Annotated in this window: 22 protein-coding genes; 10 read left to right on the top strand and 12 right to left on the bottom strand. The window is 74.1% G+C overall.

Going from position 1 to position 20593, the window contains the following annotated elements; genetic code table 11:
* The first annotated feature begins 33 nt into the window (after nucleotides 1-33).
* Nucleotides 34-1167: a cytochrome P450 family protein gene (locus tag ACZ6I1_RS20645; RefSeq protein WP_469289137.1), complete on the top strand. Its 1134-nt coding sequence runs from the start codon at nucleotides 34-36 to the stop codon at nucleotides 1165-1167.
* Complete coding sequence (locus ACZ6I1_RS20640) at nucleotides 1164-2132, top strand: NAD-dependent epimerase/dehydratase family protein (protein ID WP_469289135.1); 969 nt, start codon at nucleotides 1164-1166, stop codon at nucleotides 2130-2132. The genes ACZ6I1_RS20645 and ACZ6I1_RS20640 overlap by 4 nt, the downstream gene beginning before the upstream one ends.
* Here ACZ6I1_RS20640 and ACZ6I1_RS20635 read toward each other — a convergent pair.
* The 8 genes from ACZ6I1_RS20635 to ACZ6I1_RS20600 all read right to left on the bottom strand — a co-directional run bounded on the left by ACZ6I1_RS20635 (nucleotide 2071) and on the right by ACZ6I1_RS20600 (nucleotide 9398).
* Nucleotides 2071-2691, bottom strand: a complete 621-nt coding sequence (locus tag ACZ6I1_RS20635; protein WP_469289133.1) for a GTP-binding protein — start codon at nucleotides 2689-2691, stop codon at nucleotides 2071-2073. The two genes, ACZ6I1_RS20640 and ACZ6I1_RS20635, sit on opposite strands and share 62 nt — an antisense overlap.
* On the bottom strand, nucleotides 2678-3046 hold the full coding sequence (locus ACZ6I1_RS20630) for a DUF742 domain-containing protein (protein ID WP_469289131.1): 369 nt from the start codon (nucleotides 3044-3046) through the stop codon (nucleotides 2678-2680). The genes ACZ6I1_RS20635 and ACZ6I1_RS20630 overlap by 14 nt, the downstream gene beginning before the upstream one ends.
* Nucleotides 3046-3465 carry a roadblock/LC7 domain-containing protein gene (locus tag ACZ6I1_RS20625; RefSeq protein ID WP_469289129.1) on the bottom strand — a complete coding sequence of 140 codons (420 nt, stop codon included), beginning with the start codon at nucleotides 3463-3465 and terminating at the stop codon, nucleotides 3046-3048. Before ACZ6I1_RS20625 ends, ACZ6I1_RS20630 begins: the two co-directional genes overlap by 1 nt.
* A complete protein-coding gene (locus ACZ6I1_RS20620; protein WP_469289127.1) occupies nucleotides 3462-5780 on the bottom strand; it encodes a sensor histidine kinase in 2319 nt (772 codons plus the stop codon). Before ACZ6I1_RS20620 ends, ACZ6I1_RS20625 begins: the two co-directional genes overlap by 4 nt.
* A 339-nt stretch (nucleotides 5781-6119) precedes the next feature.
* Nucleotides 6120-6533, bottom strand: a complete 414-nt coding sequence (msrB, locus tag ACZ6I1_RS20615) for a peptide-methionine (R)-S-oxide reductase MsrB (RefSeq protein ID WP_469289125.1) — start codon at nucleotides 6531-6533, stop codon at nucleotides 6120-6122.
* A gap of 15 nt (nucleotides 6534-6548) precedes the next feature.
* Nucleotides 6549-7946 carry a UDP-N-acetylmuramate--L-alanine ligase gene (gene murC / locus ACZ6I1_RS20610; RefSeq protein ID WP_469289123.1) on the bottom strand — a complete coding sequence of 466 codons (1398 nt, stop codon included), beginning with the start codon at nucleotides 7944-7946 and terminating at the stop codon, nucleotides 6549-6551.
* Nucleotides 7947-7997: 51 nt separating this feature from the next.
* Nucleotides 7998-8465, bottom strand: coding sequence for an indole-3-glycerol phosphate synthase (locus ACZ6I1_RS20605; protein WP_469289121.1), 468 nt, complete (start codon nucleotides 8463-8465; stop codon nucleotides 7998-8000).
* 150 nt (nucleotides 8466-8615) lie between these two features.
* Nucleotides 8616-9398: a pyrimidine reductase family protein gene (locus ACZ6I1_RS20600; protein ID WP_469289119.1), complete on the bottom strand. Its 783-nt coding sequence runs from the start codon at nucleotides 9396-9398 to the stop codon at nucleotides 8616-8618.
* 84 nt (nucleotides 9399-9482) lie between these two features.
* On the opposite strand from ACZ6I1_RS20600, the gene zapE reads away from it, so the two are divergent.
* From zapE to ACZ6I1_RS20575, 5 genes are all read left to right on the top strand, one after another.
* Nucleotides 9483-10538 (top strand): cell division protein ZapE, encoded by a 1056-nt coding sequence (gene zapE / locus ACZ6I1_RS20595; protein WP_469289175.1) that lies wholly within the window; start codon nucleotides 9483-9485, stop codon nucleotides 10536-10538.
* 62 nt (nucleotides 10539-10600) lie between these two features.
* Entirely contained in the window at nucleotides 10601-11029 is a 429-nt protein-coding gene (locus tag ACZ6I1_RS20590; protein ID WP_469289117.1) for an OsmC family protein, read from the top strand.
* Nucleotides 11030-11242: 213 nt separating this feature from the next.
* Nucleotides 11243-12586 carry an alkaline phosphatase PhoX gene (locus ACZ6I1_RS20585; protein ID WP_469289115.1) on the top strand — a complete coding sequence of 448 codons (1344 nt, stop codon included), beginning with the start codon at nucleotides 11243-11245 and terminating at the stop codon, nucleotides 12584-12586.
* A complete protein-coding gene (locus ACZ6I1_RS20580) occupies nucleotides 12583-13431 on the top strand; it encodes a PPK2 family polyphosphate kinase (RefSeq protein WP_469289113.1) in 849 nt (282 codons plus the stop codon). The genes ACZ6I1_RS20585 and ACZ6I1_RS20580 overlap by 4 nt, the downstream gene beginning before the upstream one ends.
* 17 nt (nucleotides 13432-13448) lie before the next feature.
* A complete protein-coding gene (locus tag ACZ6I1_RS20575; RefSeq protein ID WP_469289111.1) occupies nucleotides 13449-14366 on the top strand; it encodes a polysaccharide deacetylase family protein in 918 nt (305 codons plus the stop codon).
* 33 nt (nucleotides 14367-14399) lie between these two features.
* Here the strand turns inward: ACZ6I1_RS20575 and ACZ6I1_RS20570 are convergent, their stop codons facing one another.
* The gene (locus tag ACZ6I1_RS20570) at nucleotides 14400-14600 is read right to left on the bottom strand and encodes a hypothetical protein (protein ID WP_469289109.1); all 201 of its coding nucleotides are present in this window, start codon (nucleotides 14598-14600) and stop codon (nucleotides 14400-14402) included.
* A gap of 227 nt (nucleotides 14601-14827) precedes the next feature.
* Here ACZ6I1_RS20570 and ACZ6I1_RS20565 point away from each other — a divergent pair, with 227 nt between their 5' ends.
* Genes ACZ6I1_RS20565 through ACZ6I1_RS20555 form a run of 3 tightly spaced genes read left to right on the top strand, consistent with a single transcriptional unit; the run spans nucleotide 14828 to nucleotide 18461 of the window.
* Nucleotides 14828-16177 carry a discoidin domain-containing protein gene (locus ACZ6I1_RS20565; RefSeq protein ID WP_469289108.1) on the top strand — a complete coding sequence of 450 codons (1350 nt, stop codon included), beginning with the start codon at nucleotides 14828-14830 and terminating at the stop codon, nucleotides 16175-16177.
* Entirely contained in the window at nucleotides 16177-17484 is a 1308-nt protein-coding gene (locus ACZ6I1_RS20560; protein ID WP_469289106.1) for an MFS transporter, read from the top strand. Before ACZ6I1_RS20565 ends, ACZ6I1_RS20560 begins: the two co-directional genes overlap by 1 nt.
* Nucleotides 17481-18461, top strand: a complete 981-nt coding sequence (locus tag ACZ6I1_RS20555) for a TolB-like translocation protein (RefSeq protein ID WP_469289105.1) — start codon at nucleotides 17481-17483, stop codon at nucleotides 18459-18461. The genes ACZ6I1_RS20560 and ACZ6I1_RS20555 overlap by 4 nt, the downstream gene beginning before the upstream one ends.
* Nucleotides 18462-18464: 3 nt before the next feature.
* Here the strand turns inward: ACZ6I1_RS20555 and ACZ6I1_RS20550 are convergent, their stop codons facing one another.
* From ACZ6I1_RS20550 to ACZ6I1_RS20540, 3 genes are read right to left on the bottom strand one after another with little or no spacing between them, the layout of a single operon-like run.
* Nucleotides 18465-19115, bottom strand: a complete 651-nt coding sequence (locus ACZ6I1_RS20550; RefSeq protein ID WP_469289103.1) for an ABC transporter — start codon at nucleotides 19113-19115, stop codon at nucleotides 18465-18467.
* Nucleotides 19112-19921, bottom strand: coding sequence for an ABC transporter ATP-binding protein (locus tag ACZ6I1_RS20545; protein WP_469289173.1), 810 nt, complete (start codon nucleotides 19919-19921; stop codon nucleotides 19112-19114). Before ACZ6I1_RS20545 ends, ACZ6I1_RS20550 begins: the two co-directional genes overlap by 4 nt.
* Nucleotides 19918-20592, bottom strand: a complete 675-nt coding sequence (locus ACZ6I1_RS20540) for an AIM24 family protein (RefSeq protein ID WP_469289101.1) — start codon at nucleotides 20590-20592, stop codon at nucleotides 19918-19920. Before ACZ6I1_RS20540 ends, ACZ6I1_RS20545 begins: the two co-directional genes overlap by 4 nt.
* Nucleotide 20593: the final 1 nt, after the last annotated feature.

Below are 20593 nucleotides of genomic sequence, written 5' to 3'. Positions count from 1 at the left end.
CCTGGTCCCGATCCTCACGAAAGTACGTACCCGATGAGCCACACGTCCCACGCCCGGGCCCGGCGGCGCGACCGCAGGGTCTACCTAGGCAGCCATCCCGTGCTGTTCGGACTGCTCGCCGCGACGCGCGGCCGGCCCGTGCGCCGGCTCGGCGGCACCCTGCTGGTGCACGGGGCGGAGGCCTACCGGGAGGCGCTGACCCGGCTGCCGCTCGACCGTACGGCGGCCGGGACCACGGGCGCCGCCGCGCGGGCCGCCCTGCCGGGCGGCGCCGGCGGCGTCCTGTTCGACCAGGAGGGCGGAGCCCACCGGGCGGAGCGGCGGGGGCTCGCCGCCGGGCTCGGCGCGGCCGGGGTGCAGGAACTGCGCGCGGTGTGGCGGCCGTTGCTCGTACGAGGCCTCGCGCCGCTGTCACAGGGCGGCGAAGTGGACCTGGTCGGGCTGGCCCGGGAGCTGTCCGGGTCGGTGGTGTGCGCCCTGCTGGGCTCGCAGGCCGACCCGCGGGCCGTGGCGGAGGCCGCCGCCGAGGCCGCGGCCGCCTCCGTACGCAGCCACCTGCCGGGCCCGCGCCGCCCGCGCGCCGAGGCCGCCGCGGCCCGGGCGGCGGACCGCCTGCGCCTGCTGCTGGCCACCGACAGGGCCCCGGGGGCGGCCTCCGGTTCCGGCGTCGCCGAGGAGGGGCTGGCCGCGATGCTGGCGGTGGCCGCGGTCAACACCACCGTGGCCGCTCTGCCGCGGGCGGTGGCGTGGTGCGCCGACGCCGGCTTGTGGGACCAGGCCGCCGACGAGGCCCTGCGGCCGGTGCTGGCCGCCGAGTTGCTGCGGGTCACGGCCGCCTCGCCGCTGCTGCCGCGCGCGGCCGCCGCGGACGGCACGGTCGGCGGCTGCCCGGTGCGGGGCGGCGACCGGCTGCTGCTGGTCGCCCGGCACGCCGCCGAGGCGCACCGGCGCGATCCCGATGCCCGCCGGCCGGCCGGGCCGGGCACCGCCCGGCTGGTGTTCGGCGCCGGGCCGCACACCTGCCCGGGAGCCCGGCTGACCGAGGTGCAGCTGGCCGACGTACTGGCGGCGCTGGCCCCCGCGCGTCCGGTGGTGACGCGGGCCCGGGTGGACCGGCGGGCGGCCCTGCCGGGCTGGCGGACGCTGCTGGTGGAGGCCCGCGCATGAGCGTCCGTATCGCGGTCACCGGGGCGAGCGGCTTCTGCGGCGGACACGTGGCCCGGGCGGCTGCCACGGGCGGGGCCCAGGTGGTGTGCGTGGGCCGCAGGCCCGGCCCCCTGGGCGAGCACCGCTTCTGGGACGCCGCCCGGGCCGATCCGGACCTGACCGGGGTGGACCTGGTGGTGCACTGCGCCGCCGCGGTCGGCGATCCGGCGCCCGGTTCGGCGGCCGAGGCGCTGATGCACGCGGTCAACGTGGCCGGTACGGAGCGGCTGCTGAGGGCGGCGGGCGGGCGGCCCGTGGTCTGGGTGAGCAGTGCCAGCGTCTACGACCCGCGGGGCGACCGGAGCCTGGTCGCCGAGGACCATCCGCGCACGGGCCAGCTGAACGCCTACGGCCGTACCAAGGCGGCGGGCGAGGCCCTCGCGCTGGCCGGTGGTGCGGTCGTGCTGCGGCCGAGGGCGGTCTACGGCCCCGGCGACACCCAGCTGCTGCCCCGGCTGCTCTCCCGGGTCCGGGCCGGGACCCTGCTGCTGCCGGGCCCGGACGTCATGCTGAGCCTGACGGCGGTGGAGAACCTCGCCGAGGCCTGCCTGGCGGCGGCCGGCTGGCCCCCGGGCGCCTACAACGTGGCGGACGCCGAGCCGTACGCCCGCGACCTGGCGGTACGGGAGGTCCTGCGGGCCCATGGCGTCCGGGCCCGGATCCGGCACCTGCCGCTGCCGGTGGCGCGTGCGGCGGCCCGGTTCGCGGAGTCCCTGCCGACCGCCGAACCGGCGCTGAGCCGCTACGCGGTGGACCAGCTCGCCCACTCCGTGGTCCTGGACACGACCCGGGCCCGGTCCACCGGCTGGAAGCCGGGCCGGACCCTGGCGGACTACCTGGCCTCGGTGGCGCGGAACGGGCTCCTCAGACCGTCGTCGCCTCCGCTCCGGCCTCCGCGCCGGCCTCCGTTCCCGCCTCGGCGATGAGCCGGTCGAGGAGCGCGAGCAGGCAGCCGCGGACGTCCGTACGGGAGCGGGCGTCCAGCATGAGGACGGGCATGTTCGGGTCGCGCAGGTGCAGCGCCGCCCCGATCTCCTCGGCGGTGTAGGGCTGTTCGCCGTGGAAGCAGTTCGCGCCGATCACGAACGGAAGTCCGCGGCTCTCGAAGAAGTCGACGGCGGGGAAGCTGCGGTCCAGGCGGCGCGTGTCGACCAGCACGATCGCCCCGAGGGCCCCGTTCAGCAGGTCGTCCCACATGAACCAGAAGCGCTCCTGGCCCGGTGTGCCGAACAGGTAGAGGACGACCCCGGCGTCGGTGAGGGTGAGGCGGCCGAAGTCCATCGCCACGGTGGTCACCGTCTTGGACTCGATGCCGTCGAGGTCGTCGACGCCGACACCGGCGGCCGTCAGCCGCTCCTCCGTGCGCAGGGGCTCGATCTCGGAGATCGTCTCGACCAGGGTCGTCTTGCCGACTCCGAATCCCCCCGCGACGAGGATCTTGACGGGGGCCGCTTCCCGCGGGGCGGGACTGTCATATCCGGGCAAGGTTGTCCCTGATTCTCATGAGCAGGTGGACGTTGGTGGTTTCGGCCCCGTCCAGGGGCGACCGGTGGTGGATCAGCCCGCGGTCCGCGAGTTCGCCCAGGAGCAGCGTCATCGGGGTGAGGCGCATGTGCATCCGGGCCGCTATCTCGGCGACCGCCAGGCCGCCCGGCGGCGCGCACATGGCGAGGATGGCCCGCCACTCGGTGGGCAGGCCGCCCTGCGCGTCTCCGTCGACCGCCGCCGTGATCGTGGTGTCCATGGTGAGGACGGTGTGCGGCGCGGTCGTCCGTCCGTCCGTCAGGGCGTACAGCCGCGTACGGCGGCGGCGCGCGGACTGGGGCTGGTCCTCCGGCATTACGCGGTCGGCGCCTGGCCGCGCTCCGGGGTGCCCAGCCACTCGCCGAGCGCCTGGGCGGTGCGTACGGCCTCGCCGCCCAGCTCGCCGAGGCGCGCCTTGCGGGAGGTCACCACGATGAGCGTGCTGCCGTCCCCGCAGCCGACGATGCACAGGTAGCGGTCGTCCATCTCGACCAGCTGGCGGATGACGCGGCCGCCGTCCACCTCCCGGGATATCGCCTTCATGGTGGCCGCGATGCCGGAGGCCGCGGCCGCCATGCGCTCGGCCTGGGGCTCGTCCAGGAGGTACGCGCTGAGCTTGATGCCGTCGTTGGACAGCAGCACCGCTCCCTGGATGCCCGCGATCCTGTTCAGGTTGTTGTCCAGCACGCTGTAGATCGCGTCGTTGGATGCCGCTGTGTTTGCTGAGGTAGTCATGGCCGATCCCGTCGGAGCTCTTCTTCCACTGTCTGCGTCCCGCGTTCGTAGTCCGACCAGGCGTCGGCCACCTCTTCGGGTGTCGCCGTGTCCGGCCGGAGGGCTGTTTCCGGGGCCCGGGGCTCCCGTAGCTGCTCGGCGATGTGGGTCTGCGGGACGCGTTCGGGGAGCGCCGGCCGCGTGGGGACGGCCGCCAGGGCCGGGCGGGCCTCGGGCTCCGGCGCGGGCGCGGGCGCGGGCACTCGCGCGGGCATGCGCGCGGGCAGCTTCGTGGTGCGGCTCGGCAGCCCGGCGGCCGTGTGCTCGACCGGCTCGGGCACCCGTCCCCCGGAGGGGCGCAGCGCCGGTACGGCGGCGGACGGCTCCGGGGCCGGCGTCGCGGCGACGGGGACGACCGCGGCCACGGGCGCGGCAACGGGCGCGGCCGCGGTCTCGCGCGGTGCCTCCCCTTCGGTCGCCACCAGCAGGTCCCGGGGCAGGATCACCACGGCGGAGGTGCCTCCGTACACCGAGCGGCGCAGGGTGACGGTCGCGCGGAGCTGGTCGGCGAGGTGGCCGACCACGAAGAGCCCGAGCCGGTGCGCGTTCTGCGCCAGGACGGAGTACGGGGGTGCCTGGTGCAGGCGTCCGTTCATCTCCTCGTACCGCTCGGGCGTCACCCGCGGCCCCCGGTCCTCGATCTCGACCGACAGTCCGTCCGCGACCATTTCGGCCCGGATGACCACCTTCGACCGCGGCGGGGAGAACCGGGTGGCGTTGTCCAGGAGCTCCGCGAGCAGGTGGCTGATCTGGCTGATCGCCTGCGGTTCCACGCTGGTCTCGTCCAGGGCCTGGCGCTCGATGCGCCGGAAGTCCTCGACCTCCGCGGCGGCTTCGCGCAGCAGGTCCGCGATGCGCATGGGCTCGGTGTGCGGGTCGGGGACCTCGCCGCCCGCCAGGATGAGCAGGTTCTCGATCTGGCGCCGCATGCCCACCGTCAGCTGGTCGGAGCGCATCAACTGGGCGAGAAGCGCCTCGTCGTGGCCGAAGGTGTCCTGGAGGTCCTCGGTGAGGCTCAGCTGGCGGCTGACCAGGTTTCCGGTGCGCGAGGCGATGCCCGTGGCGAACAGACCGAACCCGTGGCGCTCGTCGGCGAGCTGCCGGTGCCCGTCGACGGACACGGCGACGGCCCGGGCGAAGGCGTCGCTGATGCGTCCGACCTCGTCCCGGTCCCCGCGGACCGCCGGCAGGACCCCGGCGTCGACGGACTGCCCTCGCTGGAGCCGGGCGACGACGTCGGGGAGGGTTTCCTCGGCGACGGTCACGGTGCGTTCGTGCAGGTCGTGCAGGCGGCGGAGCAGGGTTCGCGTGGTGGTCACCACGATGACCACGACGAACAGCAGCCCGGCGCCGCTTCCCCCGATCAGCCAGGCGACCTCGGTCTCCAGCTCCTCGGCCTTGGCCTCGCTGCGCGTGAGCACCTTCCGCGCCCGGTCGACGGTGAGCGTGGCCATCGGTACCGAGAAGTTCGCGTGGGCGGACCGCCAGCCGGCGGCCTCGGCGGGCAGCTTGATGCCGGACGCGGTGTCCGTGTGCTCGGAGACGATCGCGTTCTCGATGCGGGTCTTCGCCTGCCAGTCCGGGGAGGCGACGATCCGCTCGTAGAACCGCCGGTCGCCCTCGGGCAGGTAGGGCACCACCCACGTCTCGTACAGGTACCGGTGGGCTCCCACGGCGCTGATGAACTGCTCGTAGCCGGCGGTGCTCAGTTCCCTCGACGGTCCGGACAGGGCCAGCAGCGTGTCCTCGCGCGCCACCATCTCGGTGGCCGACAGCATGGACACCACGGGCCGGCTCTCCATGACGAGTTCGGCGTCGTCCGCGTGGCTGAACTCCCGCTGGTAGGCCTGGATGACCGCGCCGATCACCCCGGTGTAATAGGCGAGCGTGCTGTCGGCCCCACCGGTGCGGGCGTCCGCGCGCTGGCGGAACGCGGCCAGGCCGTCGAGCCGCCGGTTCACTTCCTGGAAGGAGGCGTTCGTGCCGGACGCCAGGCGGCGGAATTCGGCCGCGGCCAGGTCGGTGGCCCCCCGCCGGTTCCCGAGCTCCTCCTCCGCCCCGGCGGTGCCCGCCCACAGCGCGGCGGTCATCGTCCGTTCGGCCTGCATGTCGACCATGAGCGTGTACAGGGGTGCGCCGATCCGCTCGGCGGCCGCGACATCGTCCCGCAGGTGCTGCGACTGCGTCAGCAGCCGCTCCGCGGTCACCGCCACCTGGGCGCCCATCGCCACGGTGGGGACGACCGCCAGCCAGATGAGCAGGGTGCGCAGACGCACTTTGCGCCGCCGACGGGCCGTCGACCGCCCTCGTATGCCTTCGGGTTCTATGAGAGACATGGGACCTCGGGGACGGGGGCGGCGGAAGCAGCCCGACGGCCGGACCGGACACAGCCCGACCCGGCGTCGCCGGACGCAAGGGTGCCGATCATATCCAGCCACACCGAACATTCGGATAGGTGTATGACCACGGCTTTCTGCCGTTCCGGTTGGCGTGGTGGACCAGTCGGTGCCGTTCCCGTACCGCTCGCGGGTGTTCGGGCCAGGGGCCACTTACGGCCAGGGCCTCCGCCCGGTTTCCGGGGGAGGCCCTGACGGCGGAACGGTGGCGCAGGCGCGTCAGGTTGCGTCGGCGGCCGGGGTCAGGCGCAGCGAGATCGAGTTGATGCAGTAGCGCTGGTCGGTGGGGGTCGGGTAGCCCTCGCCCTCGAAGACGTGGCCCAGGTGGGAGCCGCACTTCGCGCAGCGGACCTCGGTGCGGACCATGCCGTGCGAGGTGTCGGCGACCAGCTCGACGGCGTCGGTGTCCTTCGGGTCGTAGAAGGACGGCCAGCCGCAGTGCGACTCGAACTTCTCCGTGGAGCGGAAGAGCTCGGCGCCGCAGCCGCGGCAGGAGTAGACGCCTTCCGTCTTGGTGTCGGTGTACTCACCGCGGAAGGCCGGCTCGGTGCCCGCGAGGCGCAGCACCTGGTACTCGGACGGGGTCAGCTCGGCCTGCCACTGCTCGTCCGTCTTCTCGACCTCGTACGACATGACTCTCCCGCTCCCTTAGTTCGACAGGCGGGCGAGGATGGCCGGACCGAGGTCCGTGACGTCGCCCGCGCCCATCGTGAGAACGAGATCACCGGGCTTGGCCATTCCCGCGATGACGTCGGCGACGGCGCCCTTGTCGTGTTCGGCGGTGACGTCGGCGCCCGCGGCGCGGGCCGCGGCGATGATCAGCTCGCTGGTGACGCCGGGCAGCGGGTCCTCGCGGGCCGGGTAGATGTCCAGGACCACGGAGGCGTCGGCGAGGGCCAGGGCCTGGCCCATCTCCTTGCCGAGCTCCTGGGTGCGGGAGAAGAGGTGCGGCTGGAAGACGACCAGGATGCGGGAGTCCCCCGCGGCTCCGCGGATGGCCTCCAGGTCGGCGGTCATCTCGGTGGGGTGGTGCGCGTAGGAGTCGATGACCTGGACGCCGGCCGCCTCGCCCTTGAGCTGGAGGCGGCGCTTGACCCCGGTGTACTTGCCGAGGGCGGAGGCGAGGTTGTGCGCGGGGATGCCGAGGGCGACACCGGCGGCGAGGGCCGCGACGGCGTTGTGCGCGTAGTGGCGGCCGGGCACGGAGACGGTGAAGGTGAGCATCCGGCCGTCGATGACCACGGTGACCTCGCTGGTCAGGCCGCGCGGGGTGATCTTGGTGATGCGGACGTCGGCCTCGGGCTCCTCACCGTACGTGACGACGTGGAGGCCCTCGCGGCCGGCGACCCGGCGGGCGATCTCGGCCGCGCCCTCCTGGCCGTGGGCGACGACCAGGGTGCCGCCGGGCACGATCTTGGAGACGAAGGTCTCGAAGGACTCGTAGATCTCCTCGATCGACGCGTAGTTCGCGTGGTGGTCGAGCTCGGCGTTGAGGATGATCGCGACCTGCGGGGTGTACTTGTGGAAGGTGCGGTCGCTTTCGTCCGCCTCGGCCACGAAGATGTCGCCCTCGCCGTGGTGGGCGTTGGAGCCGGGGGCGTCCAGGTCGCCGCCGATGGCGTACGAGGGGTCCAGGCCCAGGGCCGACAGGGACACCGCCAGCATGGAGGTGGTGGTGGTCTTGCCGTGCGTGCCGGCGACGGCGATCGGGCGCAGGCCGTCCATCAGGGCGGCGAGGGCGTCGGAGCGGTGCACGACGGGGATGCCCAGCTCGGCGGCGCGGGCCAGCTCCGGGTTGTCGGAGCGGATGGCGCTGGAGACGACCACGCAGGTGGAGTCGTCGGCGAGGTTGCCGGGGGCGTGGCCGCCGTGCACCGCGACGCCGTGGGCGCGCAGTGCCTGGGCGGTCTCGGAGTCCCCCCGGCTGTCGCTGCCGGCGACGTGCGCGCCGCGCTGGGCGAGGATCTTCGCGATGCCGGACATGCCGGCGCCGCCGATGCCGATGAAGTGGGGCCGTTCCATGGCGGTCGGCAGGCCGGGCTTCATTCAGGTCGCTCCAGGATCGAGGGTGGTGCGTCGAGCTCTGACCGCCCCAGCCTATTCGTTGTGGGCGAAGAGCTTGAGCACCGGAACGCCGACCTTGTGGCGGGCCCGGGAGGCCCAGTCCCGGTGGAAGAACTCCTCCACGAAGTGCGGGGCGGTCAGGACGATCACCTCGTCGGCGCCGGTCTCCTCGACGACGGCCTTCAGTTTGTCGAGCGGGTGGTCCTCGACGATGTGCCCGATGACGTTGGCGCCCTTCCTGCGCAGGGCCTGCATGGAGTGCTCCAGGGCCAGCTCGGCGGGGCCGCGGGCCGCCTCGCCCTCGGGTACGTCGGCCTCGCGGATGGCCTCGGGGAGCTCACCGAGCGCTACGTCGTCGATGGCGCGCAGCAGTCGGTCCTGGTCGCCGCGGGGTTGCATGAGGACGACGAAGGAGACCGAGTCGTCTCCGTGCAGGGTGGTGACGAAGTCCACGTCCACCGCGGTCAGGGGCTGCTCGATCATCAATACGCTCGTGAACACGGACGCCCTCTCCTTCATGGGCCGAGGCCGGCTGGCCGGCCCCCTGCGGAAACCATCCTGCCCCGCTCGCGCGCGGGACCTTGCGCAGATATGTGTGCCCAGGTTCGTGCCCGGCGGAAGCTAAGCGGAACGAGAAATTCCGCCTCCTGCTCAGATCCGACGGTAGCTGGTGAAGAGGAACCCGGCCTCTTCCAGTACGGAGGCCGGCGCGAGCCGGTGCGGAACCGTGACGGAGGGCCCGCCCGCGATCCGCTGGGCGTCACCGGCCGTGAGCACCGGCGAGATCGTCAGGCACAGCTCGTCCAGCGCGTCGGCGGCCACGATCTGGCCCAGCAGCCGGGGCCCGCCCTCGGTGAGCTGCCGGCGCAGTCCCCGCGCGGCGAGCTCCCGCAGGGCGCGGGCCGGGTCCACGGCGGCCCCCTCGCCCGCCACCACGACCTCGGCCCCGGCCGCGACGGCCTCGGCGACCTTGCCGGCGGGCGCTGCGGCCCCGGTGACCACCAGGGTCGGCACGAGCGGGGAGGTGAACAGGGGCAGGGTGAAGTCCAGGTCCAGGCTCGCCGTGACCACCGCGATGGCGGCGGCGGGGCCCTGTCCGGCCGCCTCCCGGCGGGCGGCGAAGACCTCCCGGGCCCGGGCCGGGCGGTACCCCTCCTGGCGAACCGTTTCCGCTCCGACGACCACCACATCGGCCAGGGCCCGCAGCGTGCCGAAGATCCGCATGTCGGTCTCGCCGGAGATGGGCTGGGAGCGGCCCTCGTGCTGGGCGGCGCCGTCCAGGGTGGAGACCATGTTGGCCCTCAGCCAGTGCTCCCCGTCCTCGAGTGCGGGGTACGCGTAGGCCTCCGCCAGCTCGTCCAGCGACCATTCCCGGTCGGTCGGGGCCTGGGACGGGGCGGGTGTCTGATCGGTCACAGGGAACAGGCGTCGCATCGGTGCAGTGTGCCACGACCCGTAGAGTTGAGTGCTGTGTCAACATCACTCTCCACCTCCGGTGCCACGTCCAGTCGGCCCCAGATAGCCGATGCGGGGCCCCAGGCCCTGTGCGCCCGCGAGCCCCGGGTACCCGCCGAACGGCTGGTGGCCGAGATGGTGCCGCCGCCGCGTTTCGACTCGGTGCGGTTCGACACGTACAACCCGGACCCGGCCCAGCCGAGCCAGTCCGAGGCGGTCACCGTCCTCAGCGGCTTCGCGGCCGGTCTGGGCGGGGCGCACGCGAGCGGCGCCGGCAAGCGGCGCTGGTTCAGCAAGAAGCCGGCCCCCGCGCCCGGCCCGCGCGGGGTCTACCTCGACGGCGGATACGGCGTCGGCAAGACCCACCTGCTGGCCTCCCTGTGGCACGCCACTCCGGCCGAGCCCGCGCTCAAGGCCTTCGGCACCTTCGTGGAGCTGACCAACCTGGTGGGCGCGCTCGGCTTCCAGCAGACCGTGCAGACCCTGGGCGGGCACCGGCTGCTGTGCATCGACGAGTTCGAACTGGACGACCCGGGCGACACCGTCCTGGTGTCCTCGCTGCTCAGCCGCCTGGTCGAGCAGGGCGTGGCGCTGGCCGCCACCTCCAACACGCTGCCCGGCAAGCTCGGCGAGGGCCGTTTCGCGGCCGCCGACTTCCTGCGGGAGATCCAGGGGCTGTCGGCGCACTTCCGGCCGCTGCGGATCGACGGGCAGGACTACCGCCACCGCGGGCTGCCGGAGGCTCCGGCTCCGTTCTCCGACGAGCAGGTCGCCAAGGCCGCGTACGCGACCGACGGCGCGAGCCTGGACGACTTCCCCGGTCTGCTGGAGCACCTGGCCCGGGTGCACCCGAGCCGCTACGGCGCGCTGACCGACGGGATCACGGCGGTCTGCCTGACCGACGTCGGCCCGGTGCCGGACCAGTCGACGGCCCTGCGGCTGGTGGTGCTCGCCGACCGGCTGTACGACCGCGAGGTCCCCGTCCTGGCGTCCGGGGTCCCCTTCGACAAGCTCTTCAGTGAAGAAATGCTCAACGGCGGCTATCGGAAGAAGTACTTCCGCGCCATATCGCGGCTCACCGCGCTCGCCCGCGACGCGAAGCCCCTGGTGTCGCAGTAGGTTTGGCAGCGCCGCGCCCCTCCGGGGGCCCGGCCGTTTCCACTTCTGCGAAGGGATCCCCCATGGCCGCCACACGCAACGCACACGCCGTCTGGGAAGGCGACCTGTTCGAGGGCAAGGGAGTCGTCACCCTCGACTCGTCCGGCCTCGGCAGCTACCCGGTCTCCTGGCCCGCGCGCACCGACGAGGAGGCGAACGGGCGGACCAGCCCGGAAGAGCTGATCGCCGCCGCGCACTCCAGCTGCTTCAACATGGCCTTCTCGAACGGACTGGCGAAGGCGGGCAACCCGCCCGCCAAGCTGACCACCTCGGCCGCCGTCACCTTCGTGCCCGGCAAGGGCATCACCGGCATCCACCTCACGGTGGAGGGCGAGGTCCCGGGTCTGGACAACGAGGCCTTCGTCGCCGCCGCCGAGGACGCGAAGAAGAACTGCCCCGTCAGCCAGGCCCTGACCGGCACGACGATCACCCTGAGCGCGAAGCTCGCCTGACGGCTCGCGCCGAGCTGAAAGACCCGGGGCTCAAACGCCGGCGGACGGCAGGAACCGAATCCAGCCCCGCCGGCGTTTGAGGCGCGGGGTGCGGGGCGGAGCCCCGGGGCGGCCGGCAGGCCGCTGCCCGGAGCCGGGCCCGCACAGGGCCGGTGGTGGGACCTCTGGCGCGGGACACCCACGGCAGGCGGCTCGGTGTGGTACCACGGGCCGATGTCCGTCACCCGACGCAGCATGCTCGCCGCAGGCGCGGTCGCCTTCAGCGGGGCGCTCGGCGCCCTGTTCACCGGCCGGGCCGGTGCCGCCCCGCCGACCCGCGGGTACGGGCCGCTCCTGCCCGACCCGCGCGGACTGCTCGATCTGCCCGCGGGCTTCTCGTACCGGGTGCTCTCGCGCGCGGGCGATCCGCTGCGCTCCGGTGAGGGCACCGTCCCGGCCAACTGCGACGGCATGGCCGCCTTCGGCGCGGGCGGCGGCCGCGTGCGGCTGGTCCGCAACCACGAGAACCGCGCCACGGCCGCCCTGCGCGTGCCCGCCGTCGCGGGGCTGACGTACGACCCCGGGGCCCTGGGCGGCTGCACGGCCCTGGAGCTCGGCCCGGACGGGCGGGTCACCGGTGAGCGGGTCGCCCTCGCCGGTACCGCCGTCAACTGCGCGGGCGGCCGGACCCCTTGGAACACCTGGCTGAGCTGCGAGGAGACCGAGGACCGGGCGGGCACCTCCGGTTACACGCGGGACCACGGCCACGTGTTCGAGGTGGACCCCGCGGACCCGCGGCGCTCGGGGGCGGTCCCGCTCACCGCGCTGGGCCGTTTCGCGCACGAGGCCGTCGCCGTGGACCCGTACAGCGGGATCGTCTACGAGACCGAGGACGCCTTCGACGAGCCGTTCGGGCTGTTCTACCGCTTCCTGCCCGCCCGGCCGCTCGGCGGCCCCGGCTCGCTGCGGGCCGGCGGCGTGCTGGAGGCGCTGCGCGTGCCGGGGCTGGCGGACCTGGCCGTGGTGGACCGGCCCGGGGCGGAGTTCCCGGTGGAGTGGGTGCGCGTACCCGACCCCTCGGCAGCCGGGACCGCGATCCGGTTCCAGGACTTCGGGCGCGGCGGGATCACCCACGCGCAGAAGCTCGAGGGCTGCTACTGGGGCGGCGCCGGCGTTCACTTCGTCTCCAGCTACGCCCGCCGCCGCGAGGGCGCGGGCGCCGACCACCACGGGCAGGTGTGGTTCTACGACCCGCTGCGCGCCCGGCTCCGGCTCGACGTGCTGTTCGGCCCGTCCGCCGGCATCGAGCTGCCCGGGGACTCCCCCGACAACATCTGCCTGGCCCCGGACGGCGGGCTGATGGTGTGCGAGGACGGCGGCGGGGCCCAGTACGTCTTCGGCGTGACGGCGGGCGGCGAGGTGTACCCGGTGGCCCGCAACGCCGAGGACATCGGCCGGCCGGGCGCACCGGAGTGGGGCGAGTTCGCCGGGGTCGCCTTCTCCCCCGACGGACGCACCATGTACGTCAACGCGTACGCACCCGGGACCACGTTCGCGGTGACGGGGCCCTGGCAGTGACCCTGGTACGACCGCTCCGCGAGCTGCTGCGGGTCCCCGCCGGCGAGCGGCTCGACCTCGGCCGCCACGACACCGCGGCGACCGTGGCCGGCCCCGCGGACAAGGCGGCCGGGCGCGCGGCCACCGCCGCGATGGCCCGGCCGCTCGGCTCGCTCCAGGAGCGGCTCTACGCGGCGAGCACCGCCGGCGACCGGCGCCGCCTGCTGCTCGTCCTGCAGGGGATGGACACCAGCGGCAAGGGCGGCACCGTCAAGCACGTGATCGGCCTGTTCAACCCGTCCGGCTGCCGCATCGAGGCCTTCAAGGCGCCCACCGCCGAGGAACGAAAACACCCCTTCCTGTGGCGCATCAGGAAGGCGCTCCCCGAGCCGGGCGAGATCGGCATCTTCGACCGTTCGCACTACGAGGACGTCCTCATCGCCCGCGTCCGCGAGCTGGCGCCGCCCGATCGGATCGAGCGGCGCTACGCGGAGATCAACCGGTTCGAGCAGTCCCTGGCGGACGACGGCGTGACCGTGGTGAAGGTCTTCCTCCACATCAGTTACGAGGAGCAGCGCGCGCGGCTCCTGGCGCGGCTCGACAACCCCGACAAGCACTGGAAGTTCAGCCCGGCCGACATCGACGAGCGCGCGCTGTGGCCCGCGTACCAGGAGGCGTACGAGCTGGCCCTGGAGCGCTGCTCCAGCGATGCCGCGCCCTGGTTCGTCGTCCCCGCGGACCGCAAGTGGTACCGCAACTGGGCGGTCAGCCGGCTGCTGCTGGAACACCTGGAGGAGATCGGTCCGAGGTATCCACCGGGTGACTTCGACGTCGGGGAGTGCCGCGCACGGCTACTGGCCACATAGTCATATAACTTGCCCATGTGACCATTTCCGTGCGCAAAGCGGTGTCCGCTGCCGTCCTCAGTGCCGCCCTCGGCGCCGCCCTCGCGGGATGCGGGGGCGGCGGCGCCCCGTCGGACACGGGCCGCGAGGCCCGCCTGGGGACCCCCGCGGCCTCGGGGTCCGCCTCCGGGTCCGCGTCCCCGTCCGCCGCCGGGTCCGGCCCCGCCGCCGCCCCGCAGGCCGGCGCCCCCGCCAAGCCCCCCACCCTGGCGCCCGGCCCGAACGGCCTGACCCCGGTCTTCGAGCGGGCGAAGCAGCACACCGACAAGACCGTGGCGCTGACCTTCGACGCGGACATGACCGCCGATCAGGGGCCGCGCGCCGCGGGCGGGGAGCGCTTCGACAACCCGCAGCTGATCGCGACCCTGCGCACCCTCCGGGTGCCGTCGACGATCTTCATGACCGGCCGCTGGGCCGAGGAGTACCCGGACCAGGCGAAGGCGATCGGCACCGACCCCACCTTCGAGATCGCGAACCACTCGTACAGCCACCACGCCTTCACCTCCCCCTGCTACGGGCTGCCCGCGCTCGACGCCGCCGCGGCCCGCGCCGACGTGGACCGGGCGTTCGCCGCCTTCCGCACGGCGGGCGCGGTCAACACCGTCCCCTACTTCCGCTTCCCCGGCGGCTGCTACGACGACCGGGCGCTGCGGGCCCTGTCCACGGCCAAGGTCACGGCCGTCCAGTGGGACGTGGTCAGCGGGGACGCCTTCGCCACGGACCCGGCCGCGGTGGCCGAGCAGGTGCTGGCGGGCGTGACACCCGGCTCGGTGGTGGTCCTGCACTGCACGCGCAGCGCGGCGCCGGTCACCGAGGAGGCCGTCCGCACGATCGTCCCGGAGCTGCGCAAGCGCGGCTACCGGTTCGTGAAGGTCTCCGAGCTCATCGGCACGTAACCGCCGAGCGGCCGAGCCGCCGAGCCGCCGGAATCAGCCCGAGCAGGCCGTGCGCTGCGCGTCCTGCCACTCGCACACCGGACAGAGCACCACGCCCGGCGTGGCGACCCCGTACTCGGTCGGCTTTCCGCACGCGAGGCAGTCGGCGAACGGCGGTCCCTCCACCCGCGCCGCCGGGTCGGCGGGAGCGGCGGGAGCGGGGCAGTACGACGGGTTCCGGTCCGGTTGGTCCATGCCTACGAGCCTACGAGATCGGCGCGCGCAACCACTGGTAGGAAAGTTTCCTTCCTGTTAGTCTCCCGGGCGGCGGCTTGGCGCGGTGCCCGGCCCCTCGGGCATGACGCGCTCAGCGAGAGCTCTGACCCGGCCGCCGTGGCACCGCCCCTGCCCGCCCGCGGGCCGGAGCGGGCCTCCGCGCCAGAGTCCAGCTCTCGCCGCCCTCAAGGCCAGGGAGTCCAGGTATGCGCCTGAACACTTCCGCTCCATCCCCCTCGTTCCGCGACGGACTGCGCACCCTGCTCCTCGCAGGCACCGCCGTCCTCGTCCTCGTCGGCGGGCTCCTGCTCGCCTGGCCCGAACGGGCCGGGGCCGCCGCCGACCCCCTCATATCGCGCGGGAAGCCGGCCACCGCCTCCTCCGTGGAAACCTCGTCCCTGACCGCGAAGAACGCCTTCGACGGTGATCCGGCCACCCGCTGGGCCAGCGCCGAAGGCCAGGACCCGCAGTGGATCCGGGTCGACCTCGGTGCCGTGGCCACCGTCTCGCGCGTACGGCTGACCTGGGAGGCGGCCTACGCCAAGGCGTACCGCATCGAGCTGTCCGCCGACGGCGCCTCCTGGACCCCGCTCGCCACCGAGACCGCGGGCGACGGCGGCGTCGACGACCGGACCGGCCTGTCGGGCAAGGGCCGGTACCTGCGCGTCTACGGAACCGTCCGCGGCACCACGTACGGCTACTCGCTGTTCGAGGCCGAGGTGTACGGCACGCTCGACGGCGGGCCGCCGCCCGGCGGCGCCTTCACGGTGGTCGCGGCCGGTGACATCGCCGCGCAGTGCACCGCCTCAGACAGCGGCTGCGCACACCCGAAGACGGCCGCACTCGCGCAGCGGATCGACCCGAAGTTCTACCTGACCATGGGCGACAACCAGTACGACGACGCCCGGCTCTCCGACTTCCGGAACTACTACGACAAGAGCTGGGGCGCCTTCAAGGCCAAGACCCGGCCGGTCCCGGGCAACCACGAGACCTACGACCCGGCCGGCTCCCTCGCCGGCTACAAGGCGTACTTCGGGAGCATCGCCTTCCCGCAGGGCAAGAGCTGGTACAGCTACGACGAGGGCAACTGGCACTTCATCGCCCTCGACTCCAACGCCTTCGACCAGGCCGCCCAGACCGACTGGCTGAAGGCCGATCTCGCCGCCAACACCAGGAAGTGCGTCGCCGCCTACTGGCACCACCCGCTGTTCTCGTCGGGCGGGCACGGCAACGACCCGGTCTCCAAGCCGGTCTGGAAGATCCTGTACGCCGCCAGGGCCGACCTCGTCCTGAACGGCCACGACCACCACTACGAGCGGTTCGCCCCGCAGGACCCCGACGGCCGGGCGACCGCCGACGGGATCGTGGAGGTCGTCGGCGGGATGGGCGGCGCCGAGCCCTACCCGATCGAACAGGTCCAGCCCAACAGCCAGAAGCGCGTCAGCGGCCCGTACGGCGTGGTGAAGCTGGAGTTCACCGACTCCGGCTACGGATGGACGTACGTGGCCACGGACGGCCAGGTCAAGGACACCAGCCCGAAGTACAGCTGCCACTGATGTACCTGGCCGCCAACGGCCGCCCGGACGCGCCGCCCCGCACCCCGGGGGCCGGGCGGCGCGTCCCCGCCACCGTCCTCGCGCTCGGTGCGGTCAGCCTGGTCACCGACGTCTCCTCGGAGATGGTCACGGCCGTGCTGCCGCTCTACCTCGTCCTGGGCCTCGGCCTGTCCCCCCTCCAGTTCGGCTTCGTCGACGGCCTGTTCCACGGCGCGACCGCCCTCGTACGGCTGCTCGGCGGACGCCTCGCCGACCGCGGGGGCCGCCACAAGCGCGTCGCCGGGACCGGCTACCTGCTGTCCGCGCTGTCCCGGCTCGGACTGCTCCTCGCCGGGGGCGCCACCGCCGGGATCGCGGCCGCGCTCGCCGCCGACCGGCTCGGCAAGGGTATCCGCACCGCCCCGCGGGACGCGCTGATCTCGCTCAGCGGACCGCCGGAGGCACTCGGCCGGTCCTTCGGCGTGCACCGCGCCATGGACACCACGGGCGCCCTGCTGGGGCCGCTCGCCGCGTTCGCCGTGCTGTGGGCCACCGCCGACGCCTACGACGCGGTGTTCGCCGTCAGCTTCTGCGTCGGCCTGCTCGGCGTGCTCCTGCTCGTCGTGTACGTCCCGGCCGCGCCCGCGGCCGGCCCCCGGCGGGCGGCTCCCGCCCCGACCACGGCTCCACCCCGGACCGCGACTCCGCCGGCGACCGCGACTCCGCCCCTGACCACGGCTCCCGCCCGGGCCGGGGCCCTGCGCGACCCCGCCTTCCGCCGCATCCTGTACGCCGCGGTCCTGCTCGGCGCCACCACCATCGGCGACGCCTTCCTCTACCTGCTGCTCCTGCGCGGCCTCGACCTGCCGCCCGTCCTGTTCACGCTGCTGCCGCTCGGTGCCGCCGCCGTCTACCTCCTGCTCGCCGTCCCGGCGGGCCGGCTCGCCGACCGGTCCGGGCGGCGGCCGGCCTTCCTGCTCGGGCACGCCGCCCTGCTCTGCGCGTACGCCGTGCTGCTCGCCCCCCTCTCCTGGCCGGCCGTCGTCGCCGTACTCGCCCTCCTGGGGGTCTTCTACGCCGGCACGGACGGAGTCCTGATGGCCCTGGCCGCGCCCGTGCTGCCCGCGCACGGCCGGGCGGGCGGACTCGCGGTGCTGCAGACCGGCCAGGCCCTGGCCCGGCTCCTGGGCGCCGCCGGGTTCGGGGCGGCGTGGACCCTGTGGGGACAGCGGCCCGCCCTGTGGGCGGCGGCCCTCGCGCTGGCCGCGGCCCTCGCGGTCGCCTGGCGCGTCCTGCCCGGACCCGATCCCTCCGTGGAGCCGTCATGAACCTGCGTCACCGGCGGCTCCGTCCCGCCCTCGTCATCGCCGCCGTACTCCTCCTCGCGGGCGGCTCGCTGGGCTACGTCCTGCACGCGAGGCACCGCGACCGGCCGGCCGGCGCGGCCCACCACGCCGGAGCGGACGCCTCGTTCGGCGTCACGGAGCCCGGCCTCTACTTCCGGGACACGGCCACCGGCCGGGTCGCACGCCTGCCCGGACCCGACGCGCCCCGCGTGGCCGGCGGCCCGTCCTGCGACCGCTTCCACGCCGCCGGGGGACACGCCCTGTGCCTGCGCATGCTGCCCGGCGCCCCGGCCCGCACCGAGGCCCTCGTACTCGACGGGCAGCTGCGCGAGATCCGCCGGGTCACCGTGCCCGGCATCCCCAACCGGGCCCGCGTCTCCGCCTCCGGCCGGCTCCTGTCCTGGACGACCTTCACGACCGGCGACTCGTACAACACCTCCGCGTTCTCGACCCGGACCTCGATCCTGGACCTGCGCACCGGCTATCTCGTCAAGTCGATGGAGCAGATCCCGCTGACCGTCGACGGGGAACGGCACCACGCTTCCGACGTCAACTACTGGGGCGTGAGCTTCGCCGGCGACGACAACCGCTTCTACGCCACCGTCTCCACCCGGGGCCGCACCCACCTCGTCGAGGGCGACATGCGGAACTGGTCGGCGAAGGCACTGCGCGAGAACACCGAATGCCCCTCGCTGTCACCGGACGGCACCCGCCTCGCCTTCAAGAAGAAGATCTCCGACGATCCCCGGGCACCGTGGCGGCTGTACGTCCTGGACCTGGCGACGATGCGGGAACACCCGCTGGCCGAGCCGCACAGCGTCGACGACCAGCCGGCCTGGCTGGACGACGCGACCGTCGGCTACGGCCTCGACGGCGACGTCCGGTCGGTCCCCGCGGACGGCACGGGACCGCCCCGCCTCCTGGCGGCCGGCGGCTCCTCGCCCGCGTACGTCCGCTGACGGTCAACCTCGCCGCGCGGCGGCCAGGCAGGCGGCCGAGCCCGCGCCGCCCGACAGCAGCAGCGCCCCCGCCAGGGCGGTCAGCGGCAGCGGTACGGCGCCCGAGCCCTCCCCCGTGACCAGGGCGGACAGCACACTGCGGGCCGGGGAGCCCACGAGGACCAGGGCCAGCAGGGAACCGAGGCCGCCCGCCGCCACGGCGTACCCGCGGCGCCGCACCAGCGGCCTGCTGCACAGCGCGCCCACGGCCGCGCCGGTCAGCGCGCACACCGCCACCGCCAGCGCCCCGGCCGACGCCGCCCCGGCCGGATCGAGTCCGGCCAGGTCACCGAGGAGCAGCGCCGCCACGGCGGCCGCCGCCCCGGGGAGGAGCGTCCCGGCCAGCGCGGTGAGCAGGGCCGCCGCGTGCACCCGTACGGGACCGGAGGCGGCGGCCGTGCAGTCGCGGGCGGCGCCGGGCTCGTTGGTCACACAGATCCGCACCAGCCAGGCGGCCACCGGGACCAGGCCGGCGGTCACGTAGCCGAAGGAGTCCAGCACCGGATCGCCGGGCCGGATCCCGATGGCCACGAAGGCGGCGTAACCGAGCAGGGGTGCGAGCCAGCGCTGGGAGCGCAGCAGCAGGGCGCTCTGGTAGCCGAGCAGTGCGGTCACGGCAGTTCCTCAACGGCGCGGATGTGCCAGGGGGGCCGGGCGGTGAGCAGGTCCCGCAGCACGGCGTCGGAGCGGGCCCCGTCCACGGTCAGCAGGACGCCGCCGTCGATGGCGGGCGCCGCGGCCAGGCCGGGGGGCGGTGTGCTGCCGGGCGGGCCGGACGCGTGGATCCGGACGCGGGGCCCGTCCGTCGCGGTCACCGGCAGCACGGCGGTGCCCTCGACCCGGTAGCGGGCGTCGGTCGCGGAGGCGAGCCTTCGCGGATCGTGGTCGACGAACACGACGACGGCTCCGGCGGCGGTGCGTTCGGCCACGGCGATGTCCAGCTCCGCGCGGGCGGCGGAATCCAGTCCGGTCCAGGCTTCGTCGAGGACCAGCAGACCCGGCTCGGCGAGCAGGGCCTGGGCCACGGCCACCTTCTGGCTGCTGCCCTTGGACAGTTCGGCGAGCGGGGTGCGCGCATACGCGGCGGCGCCGAACCGCTCCAGCCACACGGCCGCCCGGCGGGCGGCCTCGGCGCGCCGCAGTCCGTGGATCCGGCCCAGGTGGGTCAGGTAGGCCGCGGCGTCGAGCGGCAGCGCCGCAGGGAAGCGTTCGGGCACGTAGGCGGTGCGGCGCGGACGGCCGCCGACGCGGCCCTCCGTCGGGGTGTCGATGCCTGCGACGAGCCGCAGCAGCGTGGACTTTCCGCCGCCGTTGCCGCCCTCGATCCGGACCAGGGCGCCGGGCGGCAGGTGCAGGGTGACCCCGCGCAGGACCCAGGGCCGGCGCGGACCGTAGCGCCGGCCCACGCCGGTCAGGTTCAGTGGGCCGCCGCCGGTTCGGTGAGCTCGCTCGGGCGGACGATGACGAAGCCCTCGCCGCGCAGCATCAGCTGGACGGCCTCGCCGGAGCCGCCGCGGATCATCGAGCCGACCGACTGGGAGCGGTGCAGGCCGGTCTCCAGCTGGGCGCTCCAGCCCACGACCGCGTCCGTGTCCACGTAGACCGGGGTCTGGGCGGTGACCGGGATGATGATCGGGTTGCCGTCACAGACGACGGCGAGCTTGCCGGTGCCGGTGAAGAGGCTGTTGAAGAGGCCGCCGCCGGTCATTCCGGCGCCCTTGAGCATCTTGATCTCGTACGACAGGGTCGGGTCGAAGCACAGCACGTTGCGCCCGTTGATGGTCAGCGCGTCGCCGGGCTCGAACTCGATGATGAAGCAGTTTCCCGCCTGGTGGGCGAACCAGGCCTCGCCCTGGCCCCGTACGGACATCAGGGCCAGGCCCTCGCCCGTGACGGCGCGCTTGAGCATGCCGCCGATGCCCTGCCCCTTGCGCTCGAACTGAAGGTTGCCGCGGTAGGCGACCATCGAGCCCTGGCGGGCCAGCATCTCGCCGTTGACGGTGTACTTCACGGATTTCGGGTTCTGCAGGGTCATGCCGGGCGCGGCGGCCGCCTGGACCAGGTTCTCGGACGCGAAAAGGTCACTCTTCATG

The sequence above is a fragment of the Streptomyces sp. NPDC046303 genome (genome assembly GCF_055588085.1).
The sequence above is the reverse complement of the archived record's forward strand: the minus strand, read 5'-3'. Positions and strand labels throughout refer to the sequence as shown.

Excerpts from the sequence above, each read along its gene's own strand:
- ACZ6I1_RS20570 (WP_469289109.1), bottom strand. The coding sequence starts at position 14,600 with ATGGACCAACCGGACCGGAACCCGTCGTACTGCCCCGCTCCCGCCGCT.
- ACZ6I1_RS20625 (WP_469289129.1), bottom strand. The coding sequence starts at position 3,465 with ATGACTACCTCAGCAAACACAGCGGCATCCAACGACGCGATCTACAGC.
- ACZ6I1_RS20600 (WP_469289119.1), bottom strand. The coding sequence starts at position 9,398 with ATGCGACGCCTGTTCCCTGTGACCGATCAGACACCCGCCCCGTCCCAG.
- ACZ6I1_RS20590 (WP_469289117.1), top strand. The coding sequence starts at position 10,601 with ATGGCCGCCACACGCAACGCACACGCCGTCTGGGAAGGCGACCTGTTC.
- ACZ6I1_RS20565 (WP_469289108.1), top strand. The coding sequence starts at position 14,828 with ATGCGCCTGAACACTTCCGCTCCATCCCCCTCGTTCCGCGACGGACTG.
- ACZ6I1_RS20555 (WP_469289105.1), top strand. The coding sequence starts at position 17,481 with ATGAACCTGCGTCACCGGCGGCTCCGTCCCGCCCTCGTCATCGCCGCC.
- ACZ6I1_RS20585 (WP_469289115.1), top strand. The coding sequence starts at position 11,243 with ATGTCCGTCACCCGACGCAGCATGCTCGCCGCAGGCGCGGTCGCCTTC.
- msrB (WP_469289125.1), bottom strand. The coding sequence starts at position 6,533 with ATGTCGTACGAGGTCGAGAAGACGGACGAGCAGTGGCAGGCCGAGCTG.
- murC (WP_469289123.1), bottom strand. The coding sequence starts at position 7,946 with ATGAAGCCCGGCCTGCCGACCGCCATGGAACGGCCCCACTTCATCGGC.
- ACZ6I1_RS20640 (WP_469289135.1), top strand. The coding sequence starts at position 1,164 with ATGAGCGTCCGTATCGCGGTCACCGGGGCGAGCGGCTTCTGCGGCGGA.
- ACZ6I1_RS20645 (WP_469289137.1), top strand. The coding sequence starts at position 34 with ATGAGCCACACGTCCCACGCCCGGGCCCGGCGGCGCGACCGCAGGGTC.
- ACZ6I1_RS20540 (WP_469289101.1), bottom strand. The coding sequence starts at position 20,592 with ATGAAGAGTGACCTTTTCGCGTCCGAGAACCTGGTCCAGGCGGCCGCC.
- ACZ6I1_RS20630 (WP_469289131.1), bottom strand. The coding sequence starts at position 3,046 with ATGCCGGAGGACCAGCCCCAGTCCGCGCGCCGCCGCCGTACGCGGCTG.
- ACZ6I1_RS20560 (WP_469289106.1), top strand. The coding sequence starts at position 16,177 with ATGTACCTGGCCGCCAACGGCCGCCCGGACGCGCCGCCCCGCACCCCG.